This is a genomic window from Aliiglaciecola sp. NS0011-25 (genome assembly GCF_040370605.1).
Taxonomy (GTDB): Bacteria; Pseudomonadota; Gammaproteobacteria; order Enterobacterales; family Alteromonadaceae; genus Aliiglaciecola; species Aliiglaciecola lipolytica_A.
The window spans coordinates 21115-36321 of sequence record NZ_BAABWR010000003.1 but is presented as its reverse complement, the minus strand read 5'-3'; the positions used below and the strand labels follow the sequence as shown (position 1 = coordinate 36321).

At 41.2% G+C, this 15207-nt stretch carries 12 protein-coding genes; 3 read left to right on the top strand and 9 right to left on the bottom strand.

Translation table 11 applies throughout. The features are described from left to right. The first annotated feature begins 12 nt into the window (after nt 1-12). Nucleotides 13-1374 (top strand): PEP-CTERM-box response regulator transcription factor, encoded by a 1362-nt coding sequence (gene prsR / locus ABWV72_RS03265; RefSeq protein WP_216046842.1) that lies wholly within the window; start codon nt 13-15, stop codon nt 1372-1374. Nucleotides 1375-1471: 97 nt separating this feature from the next. Here the strand turns inward: prsR and ABWV72_RS03260 are convergent, their stop codons facing one another. From ABWV72_RS03260 to ABWV72_RS03245, 4 genes are all read right to left on the bottom strand, one after another. Continuing rightward, nucleotides 1472-2047, bottom strand: a complete 576-nt coding sequence (locus tag ABWV72_RS03260; protein ID WP_342807043.1) for a thymidine kinase — start codon at nt 2045-2047, stop codon at nt 1472-1474. A gap of 92 nt (nt 2048-2139) precedes the next feature. Beyond that, nucleotides 2140-4185, bottom strand: coding sequence for a putative bifunctional diguanylate cyclase/phosphodiesterase (locus tag ABWV72_RS03255; protein WP_353368701.1), 2046 nt, complete (start codon nt 4183-4185; stop codon nt 2140-2142). Between the two features lie 153 nt (nt 4186-4338). Continuing rightward, nucleotides 4339-5553 (bottom strand): ATP-dependent RNA helicase SrmB, encoded by a 1215-nt coding sequence (srmB, locus tag ABWV72_RS03250; protein WP_216046840.1) that lies wholly within the window; start codon nt 5551-5553, stop codon nt 4339-4341. A 113-nt stretch (nt 5554-5666) separates the two neighbouring features. Next, nucleotides 5667-6899: a multifunctional CCA addition/repair protein gene (locus ABWV72_RS03245; protein ID WP_353368698.1), complete on the bottom strand. Its 1233-nt coding sequence runs from the start codon at nt 6897-6899 to the stop codon at nt 5667-5669. A gap of 117 nt (nt 6900-7016) precedes the next feature. On the opposite strand from ABWV72_RS03245, the gene ABWV72_RS03240 reads away from it, so the two are divergent. Beyond that, the gene (locus ABWV72_RS03240; RefSeq protein WP_216046838.1) at nt 7017-7919 is read left to right on the top strand and encodes an ExeA family protein; all 903 of its coding nucleotides are present in this window, start codon (nt 7017-7019) and stop codon (nt 7917-7919) included. A gap of 1 nt (nt 7920) precedes the next feature. Next, nucleotides 7921-8976, top strand: coding sequence for a general secretion pathway protein GspB (locus tag ABWV72_RS03235; protein WP_353368696.1), 1056 nt, complete (start codon nt 7921-7923; stop codon nt 8974-8976). Nucleotides 8977-9033: 57 nt separating this feature from the next. Here ABWV72_RS03235 and ABWV72_RS03230 read toward each other — a convergent pair whose 3' ends face one another. The 5 genes from ABWV72_RS03230 to leuA all read right to left on the bottom strand — a co-directional run bounded on the left by ABWV72_RS03230 (nt 9034) and on the right by leuA (nt 15122). Then, complete coding sequence (locus ABWV72_RS03230; protein WP_353368694.1) at nt 9034-10236, bottom strand: cyclic di-GMP phosphodiesterase; 1203 nt, start codon at nt 10234-10236, stop codon at nt 9034-9036. A 165-nt stretch (nt 10237-10401) separates the two neighbouring features. Next, complete coding sequence (gene leuD, locus ABWV72_RS03225) at nt 10402-11004, bottom strand: 3-isopropylmalate dehydratase small subunit (RefSeq protein WP_216046835.1); 603 nt, start codon at nt 11002-11004, stop codon at nt 10402-10404. Nucleotides 11005-11013: 9 nt separating this feature from the next. Further along, nucleotides 11014-12408, bottom strand: coding sequence for a 3-isopropylmalate dehydratase large subunit (leuC, locus tag ABWV72_RS03220; protein ID WP_216046834.1), 1395 nt, complete (start codon nt 12406-12408; stop codon nt 11014-11016). 40 nt (nt 12409-12448) lie between these two features. Continuing rightward, nucleotides 12449-13555, bottom strand: coding sequence for a 3-isopropylmalate dehydrogenase (gene leuB / locus ABWV72_RS03215; RefSeq protein ID WP_353368691.1), 1107 nt, complete (start codon nt 13553-13555; stop codon nt 12449-12451). 7 nt (nt 13556-13562) lie between these two features. After that, on the bottom strand, nt 13563-15122 hold the full coding sequence (gene leuA / locus ABWV72_RS03210) for a 2-isopropylmalate synthase (protein ID WP_216046832.1): 1560 nt from the start codon (nt 15120-15122) through the stop codon (nt 13563-13565). Nucleotides 15123-15207: the final 85 nt, after the last annotated feature.

The window sequence follows — 15207 nt, the reverse complement described above, 5'->3', positions numbered from 1 at the left end:
GACCCGGAAGAAGTGGATAGAATATTAGTAGTTGATGATGATCTAGGTATCCAAAAACAACTTAAATGGAGTTTGAGTGATTACGAAGTTGTTTTCGCAGAAGATCGTCAGTCTGCGATCAACCAATTACGTCGATATGAACCTAAAGTTGTTACACTAGATTTAGGTTTACCTCCTGACCCTGCTAATGCTTCTGAGGGACTGGCTGCATTAGAGGAAATTTTGGCTTTATCACCACAAACAAAAGTTATTGTGGTAACGGGTAACAATGATAAAGAAAATGCGCTTAAAGCCGTTGCCTTAGGTGCCTACGATTTTTATCAAAAGCCCATAGATTCTGACACGATTCAGATTTTGATTAATCGCGCAGCCAACCTATATAACCTCGAACTTGAAAATCGACAACTAGCCAAAACTTCACCATCAATGAGCAAAATTATTGGTAATAGTGAATGTATTCAGATGGTTAGTCGTAAAGCTGAAAAAATTGCTCAGACTGATATTAGCACCTTGTTGTTAGGGGAAAGTGGTACTGGTAAAGAGGTGTTTGCCCGCAGTATTCACGACCACAGTCTGCGTAAAGACAATCCTTTTGTCGCGATTAACTGTGCATCCATACCTGAAAACCTGTTAGAAAGTGAACTTTTTGGTTACGAAAAAGGCGCATTTACTGGCGCGAATAAAACCACTTTAGGAAAAATTGAAACCGCCCAAGGTGGAACCGTATTTTTAGATGAAATTGGTGACATGCCGTTAGGTTTACAAGCCAAAATGCTGCGCTTCTTACAAGAACGAGTGATTGAGCGAGTAGGTGGCCGAAGTGAAATCCCTGTGGATATTCGAGTTATCTGTGCAACCCACAGAAATTTGCAAGACATGGTCGCTGAACAGACGTTTCGTGAAGATCTTTTCTACCGTGTTGGCGAAATTATTATCAGCATTCCGCCGCTAAGAGAGCGTGAGAATGACGTTATTTTATTAGCTAAGACCTTCTTGAACCAATACAACGAAGAATTTGGAACAAAGGTTAAAGGTCTCAGCGATGGTGCCGTGAAAGCGATGCTACAACACAAGTGGAACGGTAATATTCGGGAATTACAAAATAAACTAAAATCAGCAGTTATTTTGGCCGAAGGCAGTACCATTCAAGCCGATGATCTTGGGTTAGTTGTGCGTGAAGATGGTGACGATGCCGTTGATAGTCTTAATCTACGAGAAGTCAGAGAATTAGCCGAGAGTCGGGCAATACGTCGAGCTTATCACCAGTCTGAGAAAAATATGTCGAGAACTGCTGAATTGCTAGGTGTGACACGACCAACATTATACTCATTAATTGATAAGTACCATTTGGATGATATAAAGACCGGTGCATAATAGGTTTAATTGGCTGTGAATTAAAAAATCCCTCAGGATATAAATACTGAGGGATTTTTTTTAGTGAATTGGTTTTAGCATTTCAATTCACTTTTTATTACCAAACCAACTGCGTAAAATGCTTGCGACACATTGATTCGTATGTGTCGTTACCCCCAACTTGCACCTGAGCTCCATGTTTTACTGGGTTACCATTCTCATCCCAGCGCACCACGAAGTTGGCTTTTTTACCACAATGACAGACTGTTTTTAATTCAATCATTTTATCGGCCCATGCCAACAGATAGTGACTTCCCTCAAAGGTCTCACCGAGGAAATCAGTTCGCAATCCGTAAGCCAATACGGGAATTTTTAGTTGATCGACAATCCCGGTTAACTGTTTCACTTGCTGTTTACTTAAAAATTGCGCTTCATCGATAAATATACAGTCAATTTTTCCTTTTTCATGTAAGCCTTGGATACTTTCAAATAAATCACTTTCTCGATTAAAAAGGTGTGCATCCGCTTTTAAGCCAATTCGCGATGCGACTTTGCCAATGCCGTAACGATCATCTAGCGCAGCGGTAAAAATTTCCGCTCGCATTCCACGTTCTTGATAATTGTATGCTGATTGTAGTAGTGAAGTGGATTTACCTGCATTCATTGCAGAATAATAAAAATATAGTTGGGCCATAAAGCTGCTCTAATGACTATGCAATGAAACACAGTGGTTTTTAAAAGTTAAAATAGTGATCTAGTTTAAGTTCGAATTAATGGTTCTATAAACTAGGTTTCGATATTCTCCACCCATCGGCGTAAATCATCGTTTACCATAGGTTTAGCAAATAAGAAACCTTGTAAATAATCGACGCCCATTTCTGAAAGTGTGAGAGCTTCTTGTTCTGTCTCAATGCCTTCAGCGACGGTTTTACAACCAAATTGTTTGGCTATAAATAGAGTTGCTCTGATTATTGCTTCTCCGCCTTGATGCATGTTTAGCACAAAAGAACGATCAATTTTTATGGTGTCAAAATTGAGTGTTTGTAATTGACTCAAGGAAGAATAGCCAGTGCCAAAATCGTCAATTGAAACCTGTACATTTCTTGCCTTAATTGCATTGAGTTTGGCTTTCACTTTGACTTTGTTATCGGCGAACATAGACTCAGTTATTTCCAAGTGAAGTCGCTCTGGTTGTAATTTACTGGTTTTCAGTGCTCTGTCTAATATATCGATAAAATCAGAGTCTAATAATTGAATTATTGATACATTTACTGAAACAGAGGCGTTTGGACTATGCTGCCATTGGCTTGCATCAATACAGGCTCTATTGAGTACCCAAGCTCCAATTTCATGGATTAGACCTGATTGTTCTGCAAGGGGGATAAAGGTGTCTGGTCCAACTAAGTTGCCATTAAAATTCCAGCGTAATAATGCCTCAAACGACCATGGTTGTTTGGTTTTACATTTCACTATAGGTTGGTAACAAAGGTACATCTGTTTATTGTTAATGGCTTCTTGCAGTCCATCTCGCAGGTTTTCAATTTGCTTAAGATTCTCAAATAAATCTTGTGAAAACATTCTTGGTGCAGACAAATGCAATTTCTTTTGTTCGAACATGGCAAAATCAGCCAATTGTATTAATTCTGTCTCACTAGAGGTATGTTCAGGCAACATCGCAATACCTATGGTGGCACTTAAGTACAATTGATTAGACATAACATCTAAAGGCTGTGAAATACGGGCTAACAACGCATTAGCTACAGAAATAGCCGTTTCATGGTCGGCATACGGCAGTAGCATCAAGAATTCGTCACCGCCCCAACGTCCAGCTTGGTAATCGTTAGCAAACGCGCCTATTCGACCGGCAACTTCGACTAAAACAGCATCACCAACCTTGTGACCCAAGGTGTCATTAATCTTTTTAAAACCGTTTAAATCGATGAATAACAAGGCTACCGAATGCCCACTTTTTATGCTTTTAGCTGCTGTTTCAGATAATTGCTGGATGAAGGCTGAGCGGTTATAAAGTTGGGTTAACGGATCCAAACTAGATAGCACTCTAATTTCGTCGGTACGTCGCTCCACTTCTTTTTCTAACGACTCGTTGGTAACGTTGAGTTGCTTATATGCTTCAGAAAGCTTGCCATTGACTTCATCTACTTGGGCTGCTTCTTTATGCAGTTTTTCTAAGATATACGCATTTTCATTGCGAATTTTAACCGATTCTTCGGTTAAATCTGCCGCTCGTGCTGCGGAAAAGGCGACCGAAAGGTTGTACAAAATGCCCAAGCATCCTAAATAGAAATGAATACTGATACCGGAAAATAATGCCATGCAAGAAACTGGCGTTAGAAGTAAGACTGTGTAAAGTATCGCGGCTCTTTTATGTCCAGAAAGTGCTGAATTAGCGCCACTTGAAAGTGTACAAAGCATGGCAAACGTCAATGCTAATTCGGTTAGGTCCATACTGTCATAAAACACCACAGCATAGATACACCACATCAAAGCCAATGATATAACACCAAGCACTACTCGATTTCTTGCGCGGGATGGCTCGTATTTCTTGCGTCGTAATTTGATAAACCAATACAGCCAATCGGCGAACCTTAGACTTGTAATGATAGCTACAATAACGAGCCAAATAACTTTTAGACTGTGGGTGTTAGGGGTGTCTAGAGCAAAAACCAGAAAAAAAGCAGCAACTAAACTACCGATCAAACCGAAAAGAACGTTTTCGTATATACCGTTAGTTTTGTCCCGCAAATTTGCCCGAGCAATTTCAAAAACGTTGTTAATGGCAGAACCCCTTATAAAACCAGCCAAATTGCTCAAACAGCGCACATTATATATTTCGACATCATACAACTTTTAGGTTACTTAAAAAACAAACAACTACGATGGTCCTGAGTACCTAGCGTACAGATTGATTCAGGTTAAGAGCTAAATTATTATTTTAAAACAATTTATGTCTCTCATTATCGTATTTTATTTCTTTTTCTTAGGCCGCTTAATTTTCTTTTTCTCAGATTTAGGTTTCTTCTTTTTGACTGGCGCTTTGGCTTCTTTATTTTTAGGTCGCAATTCTTCAATAACACGACGTTTAAAACGTTGTTGAGTATAGCGTTCGATTTTTGCAATGATTCCCATTTCGTGGGCTTCAGCAATCGATATCGCAGTCCCTTTTTTGCCAGCTCTGCCTGTCCTACCAATTCGATGTACATAAATATCAGCGGTTCTGGGTAAATCGTAATTAATCACATGGCTTATGTTATCTACATCAATACCTCGTGAAGCAACGTCGGTGGCTAGCAATATGTTTATCTCACCGTCTTTGAAACGTTGTAATGCGCTATTGCGTTTGTCCTGTGGCATCTCACCTTGTAACCAAGAGATTGTAAATCCATCTCTTTCGAGCATTTGTTTAAGCTGGTTGAGTCTATCTCGAGTTTTTACAAATACCACCGCAGACTGAATTTGGTTAGCAAGAATACTTTTAAGCAGGTTATATTTATGCGCGGGATCGTCTGCTAAATGAATCCATTGCAGGATCTTTGCGTGTTCCTTGCGACTTGGCGTGGCTTCTAGCGATACTGGGTTGGTTAACAGATCTTTGGCGAATCGTTCAATTCCAGCGCCTTCAAGGGTTGCCGAAAACAACATTGATTGCTTGCGCCAGCGGGCCTCAGATGCAATCTGATTCACTATCGCAGAAAAGCCCATATCTAACATGCGATCTGCTTCATCTAACACTAAGCTTTCAATATCTCGACAATCGAAGCTTTCTTTTTCAATATGTTCGAACAATCGACCTGGTGTCGCCACTAAAATGTCTAGGTTTTTCTCTAGGGTTTCACGATCTGTTCCATAATTAATACCACCCGTAATCACCCCACACTCTAAATCCGTATATTTTGTGATTTGCAGCGCTTGCTCATAAACTTGCAACGCCAGCTCACGGGTAGGAGTCAATATTAGAATTCGGCATGAGCCTGGTTGTTGGCGCGGAAAGTCCAGTAGGAACTGACATGCGGGCAACAAAAATGCTGCTGTCTTACCTGTACCTGTTGGTGCATTGGCTAAAATGTCTTGTCCTTCCATGGCGGGAGGTATCACCAAAGATTGAATACTGGTTGGGGATGTGTACCCCATATCGGCAACTGCTTGACATAATTTTTCGTCAAGATCTAATTCTTCAAACATATTTTTCCGTGGAGGTTAGTACCATTTACATAATTGTCGCAATTATAGAGGACTTATCCAGTTTAGGGCAGCCTTAATTAGATTCTGTCGTTTTCATCAGGAATAATTCGACCCTAATCCGGCTGATATGCTTGTTTAAACTCGCGAATTGCGTTTATTCGCTTCTCATCTAGCCGTAATTTAATGTTTTTACCGGTTGCGCCGGCCTCTATAATCGATTTTACTTCAACTTTCATCGCCGCTTGATAAGCATTCCAGATGAATTCAGCCTGTGGGTAATCTCTGTCTTCAAGCCCGGTACGTCCCTTTGCATCGGCAATACATGTTGTCAGTAAATTGTTGAAACGCTCCGGCTTACGCCAAGCATCACAATGGTTTAATACTTTTAATATAGTGGCAGGTCGAAGCTCCAATGCACGATGAATGTGAGTGTGATACTCACTGGTCATAATCGCTAATTCTTTACATTCATTTGGTACTTTCAAACGTTCACTTAATGCGCGTATTGGTGCGACACCTAACTCTTCATGTTCTCGGTGCGAGGGCCACTGAGCCGGATCGGTGAGACCTTTACCAAGGTCATGAACTAAAGCAGCGTAGCGGATCGCCAAATTATCGCTAAGTTTAGCCGCTTGTTGAATCACCATCATCGTATGAATACCGGTATCCACTTCTGGGTGCCATTGCACTGGGTTTGGAATTCCCCACAAAACATCCAATTCAGGAAACCATACTTTAAGGGCACCGCATGCTCTGAGAACTTCAAAAAAAATGTCAGGGTCTTTTTCCAATAAAGCTCGAGAAGTTTCTTTCCAGACCCGTTCAGGTATCAAATGATCTAACTCACCTTGATCCACCATTTGCTTCATCAAGGATGCCGTTTCAGGCGCAATTTCAAAGCCGTATTGATGATAACGTGCGGCGAATCTAGCAACGCGTAGTACGCGTAACGGATCTTCAACAAAAGCAGGTGACACATGTCGTAACAGGCGGTTATGCAAATCATTTTGACCATTAAAGGGGTCGATCAATTGCTGATTTTTATCTAACGCCATGGCATTGATGGTTAAGTCTCTGCGTTTTAGATCTTCTTCAAGGGTAACGCTACGTAAACTGTTTACTTCAAAGCCTGTATAGCCTTTCCCGCTTTTTCGTTCAGTACGCGCTAAGGCATATTCTTCTTTGGTTTTGGGATGCAAAAATACTGGGAAATCACTGCCGACCTGCTCATATCCAGCCGCTAACATTGAATCTACTGTTTCTCCCACTACTACCCAATCTCGGTCGCTTACTTTGCGGTCGAGTAATTTATCGCGTACAGCGCCACCTACTAAAAAACAATTCATCAGTTAACAACTCACTTTATCGTCGGACTATAAATCCTATAGTAAGCAGTCTTTGAGTTAACCTCAAATAGTGTTACCTTATTCGTCGCAAATTTGGATTGGTTTTTATAAGCACATATGTACCTGAATTATTTTGGATTATCCGATAACCCTTTTTCAATAGCGCCTAACCCTGATTATCTTTATATGAGTCCTCGCCATAAAGAAGCGCTCGCTCATTTAATTTTTGGTTTACGTGAAAGTGGCGGCTTTGTGATGCTCACCGGTGAGGTAGGTACGGGGAAAACCACTGTCTCGCGAAAATTATTGCAACAATTACCCGACAATACCCAAGTGGCAATGATTCTCAATCCAACGCTCTCTGCAATCGAGTTATTGGCAAGTATTTGTGATGAATTAAAAATTCGTTACCTTAAAAAGCAAGCAAGCCTTAAATACTTCACCGATAAAATACTAACTAAACTCACAACAAATCATTCACACGGCATTAATACAGTGCTTATTGTTGATGAGGCGCAACATCTTTTACCTGAAGTATTAGAGCAACTGCGGCTGTTAACCAATTTAGAAACAAATCGGGAAAAACTTTTAAAAGTGGTATTGATAGGTCAACCTGAATTACAGCAATTATTAAAACGTAATGAACTGAGACAGTTAGCACAACGTATAACGGCCAGATACCATTTACTGCCTTTATCCTCAATAGAAGTCAAAAATTACATTTCCCATCGTCTGTCTGTGGCTGGCGGACACGAACGTATTTTCAGCAAACCCACTTTGCAAGCCATTTATCAGATAACCGGCGGCATTCCACGGGTGATTAACTTGCTTTGCGACCGCGCTTTAACGTTGTCTTTTACAAAACAACATGCAATTGTTCGTCGCCATATTTTTATTGCAGCAGCGAGACAAATACTTGGCGATGATGTGGTAAAACAGCGGCAAGGAAAACAATGGACCTTGATATTGGCCGCATGCTTCCTTGCCGCTGCGTCTGTCGGCTATATGGTAGGAGGCTAACATGACCCAAAAGATCAGTGTAGACCAACTCAAAGCCGGTATGGTAATCATCAAAGTTACCGCCCAAAACGGACCAGTTAAGATAAAAAAATCAGGGCTTGTGAGCAGCTCTGATATGGTAAAGGCGCTAGCTGAAATGGGCGTGCAGGAAGTTGAAATTGATCCTGACATGACAGTGGAGGTTAAAAAACCGAAAATTGCCAAATCAAAAACCCAGCAATTGGTTGAAGATACCAGCACGGTTACCCAGAATATTGACCAAGGCATATCAGAGCAGTTTAATCGCAGTTTATTTTTGCCTTCAGTGCAAGAGTTACCAGAAGCATGGCAATACTATGGTAAAAAATCGTTAATCGCATCAGTGGTAGTAGCAGGCGGATTTTGCGTGGGTTTAGTGTTAGCAAATTTGACGACAGTTACGCAGTTAATTCATCAGTCGACTGACACCGTGCAAACGGCAGCACCGCTTCCTAACAGTAGCATCACCGAAGACGAACTTGAAGAGCAACAAGACTCACAAGTTACTGAAAAACAAACCAATATTGAACCAAGTGATATGGTTGACGTTAAACCGGAACAGCCTATTATCGAGCAGCCTAAAACACCACCGTCAAATCAAAAGCAAGATAGCAATGAAAATGTCTCGGTTGACGAAACGGCGCAATTATTAGCAGAGCAACAAGCTGAACAAGAACAAACAAACGCAGACGAACAAAATAATATTCCACCAGAATTATTACAGCGCTTCCGAAATGCGTTGGCTTCCATTGGCGATGAAACACCGGTTGATCCAACGGATGATGCACAACCGATAAGAGATGTTCCGGCAGTCAATGAACTTCCTGCGTGGGTACTAACAGAACTGCCCAGTATGGCATTCTCTGCTCACATGTATGTTTCTGCCCCAGAAGAACGATGGGTTAGGGTGAACGGCAAAAGGGTAGTAGAAGGGCAGGAAATTGAGGATGGGCTGGTTTTAATAGGAATCGAGCCACAACACGTGATTATGACGTTTAAAGGACAAGAGTTTAGTATGGATGCGCTGTCTGACTGGTAATCATTGTTGCTTTGCAATGGGCATTCAAATTTAAGCTTAAATGCCCTATATGTCTTTCTAAAGTGCGGTGATTAAAATTTCTTTTAAAAACTTGGTCAAATTTAGTCCAAACTCTTCGGGGCGAACGGCACTGATAATTTTTACATTCACTTGACTTAAATCGAGTTTTTTTACTTCTGAATAGCTAGCTGTTTTTAAGTTATAAAAAGCCGCGACTATAGGCTTCATTGGGGTTTCTTTATTGCCCCGCATTATTATTGCCAATCTATCATTGTCGAGTTTTACAAGTGAGCCTACAGGGTGTACGCCCAAACACTTAATGAATTGAGCAACCAATACTTGATCGTAGCTTTCATCGCTTAGCAGTTTAACCAGTGCTCTGGAAGGGGTTACCGCTTTTCTGAACGGCCGATCATTAATCATTGCGTCGTAGCTATCAACAATCCCCGCCATTCTGGCATATTCGCTGACATCATGATCAGTTTGTGCATCGGGATAGCCGGAACCATCAATTCGTTCGTGATGGTTAAAGATAATATCTTGTACTGATGCTGCAACATCACCACAGCGGTCCACTAAGTCGAGACCAATGTCTACATGAGTCGTAATAATTTCTTTTTGTTGCGGTGTGAGCTTTCCAGCAGATTGTGTAATGTCTTTTGGCATATTTGTCATACCAACGTCCATTAACAAACCGGCTAAACTTAACTCTTCAATTGCTTGCCGACCCATATCTCTGTACTTTGCGAACATTGTCAACAAAATCGAACAATTCAAAGAATGTTCCAGCAAGTATTTTCCTGACTTATTCAGCAAAGTTAAACAACTCAGGCCGTTTGGCATGTTGAATACTGACTCAATTATATTTGCACTTAAATCTTTTACATCAGAAAGTGAGGGAGTATCGTTGGCGGCTAAACGTTTAAAGAAACGGCTTTGGATCGTCAACGCTTCGTCATATAGTTTAGTCGCAGCTTCAAGTTGTTCACTATCGCTAAAAGATGTCTTCTTAGGACTTACTGGGGAATTATTTTCTTGTGTTGTGCTTTCTTTGGGTTCCGGATTTACCGGTGGAGGAGGAAGGTTGCTGCGCGAAATATCAATTTCGACTTTGGTTACACCTTTGGACTTTAAGATATCAATTGATTTGACTGATTTAACAAGGCCTTTGGTTTTTATTCTAAGTTTGCCGTTTTGTTCGATAACATCATTAACAAACATGCCTGGCTTTAAATCTTCGATTTTGATCGCTTCAAGCATTACTACCCAGCACTCCCAACACACTTTTTTAGTATTTAAAATTGACGGGCATTTTAGCCCAATAATAATTTCAAATCTCTATTTAAATGGAGGTTTACTGCTTAAAACATACATCCAGGCAAGGATTTTACTCCATTGAACCTGGATGCTGTTTTGATTGGAGAATTATCTTAACCAAGCAAATGCGTTGTTTTCGTAATCCAATATTTTGTCATCTAATTCCAGCGTTTGACCAATCGCATCAAGCCCTTTAATCAAGTTGTTTTTATGATGCTCAGGTATATCAAAGTGATACTCCTGTTCAGCAACTTTTACAGTTTGATTGGGTAAATCAATGAAAATTTGTGTCTCAGGGTTATCTTTTACAATGCTGAACAAATTATCCATTTCTGAGCTACTAAGGGTGATTGGTAATAGTTGATTATTAATACAGTTGCCATAAAAAATATCTGCAAAACTGGTGGCAATAATTACGCTATAACCAAAATCGGCAAGTGCCCAAGGTGCATGTTCGCGACTTGAACCGCAGCCAAAGTTTTCACGAGCTAAAAGAATGCTAGCACCCTGATACTCAGGTTTAGTGAGAGCAAAGTCAGGGTTAACTTCTTGTTCGTGCAAATCTAAATAGCGCCAATCGTGGAATAGGTGTTTACCGTAACCTGTGCGAGTCACTCCGGTTAAGAATTGCTTTGGAATGATCTGGTCTGTATCCACATTGGCTTGGTCAAGTGGTGCTGCTGTACCCAAATGGGTTGTGAATCCTGTCATCATCTGCTCCTACAAATCTCGTACATCAATGAAGTGGCCAGTGATCGCAGCCGCTGCTGCCATTGCTGGAGAAACTAGGTGGGTTCTGGCACCTCGGCCTTGGCGACCTTCGAAATTTCGATTACTCGTTGATGCACATCTATCACCGGCTTTCAGAATATCGTCATTCATACCCAAACACATTGAACAACCTGGTAACCGCCATTCAAAACCAGCATCAATGAAAATCTGATCGAGTTTTTCTTCTTCAGCTTGCTGTTTTACGGTCACTGAACCAGGCACCACAATGGCTGTAACACCGTCTACTACCTTACCTTTTTGAGCAATTGCCGCCGCAGCTCTTAAATCTTCGATTCGGCTATTAGTACAAGAGCCAATAAAGACATTATTAACCGAAACATCAGTTAGTTTTGTACCTGCTTTTAAGTCCATATAAGCAAGTGCTTTAATGGCTGATTCACGCTCAATAGGATCGCTGAAATCTTGCGGTGTTGGAATCGTGTTGGTTACACCCGTTACTTGGCCAGGGTTCGTTCCCCAAGTAATTTGTGGTGCAATGTCTTTGGCTTGCAATTCAACTACTTTATCAAAATGCGCACCATCATCAGAATGCAGGGTTTTCCAATATGCGACGGCATTATCCCAAGCTTCACCAGATGGCGCATATTCGCGACCTTTAATATATTCAAAGGTGGTTTCATCAGGCGCAATAAAGCCTGCTTTTGCACCCGCTTCAATGGTCATGTTACATACTGTCATGCGCTCTTCCATGGTCAAACCACGAATTGCTTCACCTGCATATTCAATAACGTAACCGGTTGCGCCTGCATGACTAATAGTACCAATAATCGCTAAGATGATATCTTTTGCTGTGATGCCAAGGGGAAGTTTGCCATCAACATTAATTAACATACTTTTAGCTTTGGTTTGTTTTAATGTTTGGGTTGCAAATACGTGTTCAACTTGCGAGGTACCAATACCAAAAGCAAGGGCCCCGAAAGCGCCATGAGTTGCAGTATGTGAATCACCACAAACCACCGTCATTCCGGGTAGAATTAAGCCAAGCTCAGGTCCAATAACATGGACTATACCTTGTTTTTGATGGCCTACAGGGAATAATTCAATGCCATGTTCTTTACAGTTATTGGCTAAGGTTTGTAGCTGTAATTGATTTTCTGGTCCACAAGCATCAATGGCTAATGAGCGAGTAGAAATACTGTGATCCATAGTCGCGAAGGTTTTATGGGGACATCTAACTTTACGTCCCTTGTCATTTAATCCTGCAAATGCCTGAGGTGAGGTCACTTCATGGATTAAGTGACGATCGATATAAATAAGAGTATCGTCACCCAATTGGTCGACAACATGGGATTCCCAGATTTTGTCGTATAATGATTTTGCCATTTTTAATTCCTAAATTTAAATCTGAGCCTACTGGCTAATTCTAGTTAATTTGTACGGAAGATAATATGTGCTGACAAATTACATCACCCACTTGCGACGTAGAGTTAGCAAGATGACGTTTTTCTGGTGGAAGTAGTTCCCCAGTCAATACACCTTCAGCTAATGCTTTACGTACCGCATCATCAATTTGGTCTGCTGCTTTTGTTTGATTTAAACTGTAACGTAGCATCATTGAAGCAGATAATATTTGGGCAATTGGATTGGCGATGCCTTTGCCCGCTATATCCGGCGCTGAGCCCCCGGCTGGTTCGAACATACCAAATCCGCTTTCATTCACACTTGCCGATGGTAATAAACCCATAGAGCCCGTAATCATTGCGCATTCATCAGATATAATGTCGCCAAACAAGTTAGAGCAAAGCATTACGTCGAACTCGTTGGGGTAACGCAGCAACTGCATAGTCGCGTTATCGATATATATATGTTCTAAGGTTACTTCTGGATAATCTTTTGCGACTTCCTCAGTAACTTCACGCCATAATCGTGAGCACACTAATACATTTGCTTTATCAACTGAGGTGACTTTTTTACCGCGTTTCATTGCAGCTTCAAAGGCGCTTTTGGCAATACGACGAATTTCTCGTTTTGAATAACGCATGGTGTCGTACGCAAACTGTTCTTCACCTTCGCCTTCTAAGCCTTTAGGTTGGCCAAAATAAATGCCACTAGTAAGTTCTCTGATAACTAAAACATCAAAGCCGCTTGCCGCAATATCAGCGCGAAGTGGAGATAAGGCTTCTAAACCAGGGTAAATTTTTGCAGGTCGTAAATTACTAAATAAATCAAAATGACCACGTAACGCCAGCAGCGCGGCTCTTTCTGGGCGTTGCTCTAGAGGTAAACTGTCCCACTTAGGGCCACCAATCGAACCAAACAAAATAGCATCTGCTTGTTCGCATCCTTTTAGCGTGTATTCTGGTAGCGCCTGCCCGTGATTATCGATGGCTAAGCCACCTACATCATATTCGTTCAGAGTGAATGACAACCCACAGGTTTTTTCAACTGCACTGAGTACTTTTCTAGCCTCAGCCATTATTTCCGGACCTATACCGTCTCCTGGTAATACGGCAATTTCATAATTAGACATGTACTTATTAAACCCCTGCAATTTTTATTTGTTGTTTCTTCTGTTGATCAATTTGGTCGGCTAAATGTGTATTGTTTAACACGTAAATCAGTGCCTTTACACCGGACTCTACGATGTCAGTGGCTAGGCCAATACCGTTAAAGCGGCGGCCATTATATTCAGCAATCAAGCTTACTTGAGCTAATGCATCGGCGCCTTCACCTTTAGAGTCGAGTTTGAAGTCAACCACATCTACGCGGCTGTGCCCAATGGCTTTCGTAATGGCGTTAAATGCTGCGTCTACAGGGCCATTACCAACCGCTGACTCAGTGATTTCAATTTCACCGATACGCATTTTGACGGTGGCACTAGGAATGATTTCTCGCCCCGAGTTTGCCTGTAAATAAAGCAATTCGAAATGAGCTTGCTCTTGTTTTTGTTGATCAAAAAACAACAGTGCTTCTAAATCGTAATCAAACACCTGACCTTTTTTGTCGGCCAATTTCAAAAATGCAGCGTAGATTGCTTCTAAATCGTAATCACTCTCTTTGTAACCTAATTCGGTTAATCGATGTTTAATAACGTGGCGACCTGAACGTGATGTAAGATTCAAGTTGTTTTTGTTTATGCCCACGCTTTCCGGTGTCATGATTTCGTAGGTATTTTGCGCTTTCAATACGCCATCTTGGTGAATACCGGAAGAGTGACTAAACGCATTAGTACCGACAATGGCTTTATTGGCCTGAACTGGCATATTACACAGCTGACTTACTAATTTAGAAGTGCGTGAAATTTCGTGGGAGTTGATGTTGGTTTGTAATCCCAACATGGCTTGACGGGTTTGCAAAATCATTGCAATTTCTTCTAAAGAGCAGTTACCTGCTCGCTCACCAATACCATTAATTGTTGCTTCAACTTGTCGAGCGCCGTTTTCAACCGCCGCCAATGAGTTGGCAACAGCCAAACCTAAATCATTGTGACAGTGTACAGAAATTGTTGCTTTGTCGATGTTTGGAACGCGGTTAAATAGGTTTTTGATGATGCCGCCAAATTCTGTTGGCGTCGTGTAGCCCACAGTATCAGGGATATTCACTGTTGTTGCGCCAGCGGTTATGGCAGCTTCAACCATACGACACAAATAATCGATATGCGTACGTCCAGCATCTTCACAGGAAAATTCCACATCATCGGTATAGCGGCGCGCATGTTTTATGGCATGCACTGCCATTTCAACAATTTCATGTTGGGATTTTTTAAGCTTTGCACCAACATGAATATCAGAGGTGGCAATAAAAGTATGGATACGAAATTGATCTGCGACCTTTAACGCTTCACCGCAGGCATCAATATCTTTTTCTAGGGCTCTAGATAATCCACATACAGTGGCGTTTTTGATTTCTCTTGCAATACTTTGTACAGAAGCGAAATCACCCGGTGACGAAACTGGAAATCCTGCTTCTATAATGTCTACGCCTAATCTTTCAATGGCAAATGCTATTTGCAGTTTTTCTTTAACAGTGAGACTTGCTGGCAGCGCTTGTTCGCCATCACGCAAGGTTGTATCAAATATTTTCACTTGATTAGACATATTTTTTCTCCTGTTAAGTATATTGCCCATATAAAAAAACCCGTGCGTTGCACGGGTTTTAAAATCAGTTGTGACATTTACAACC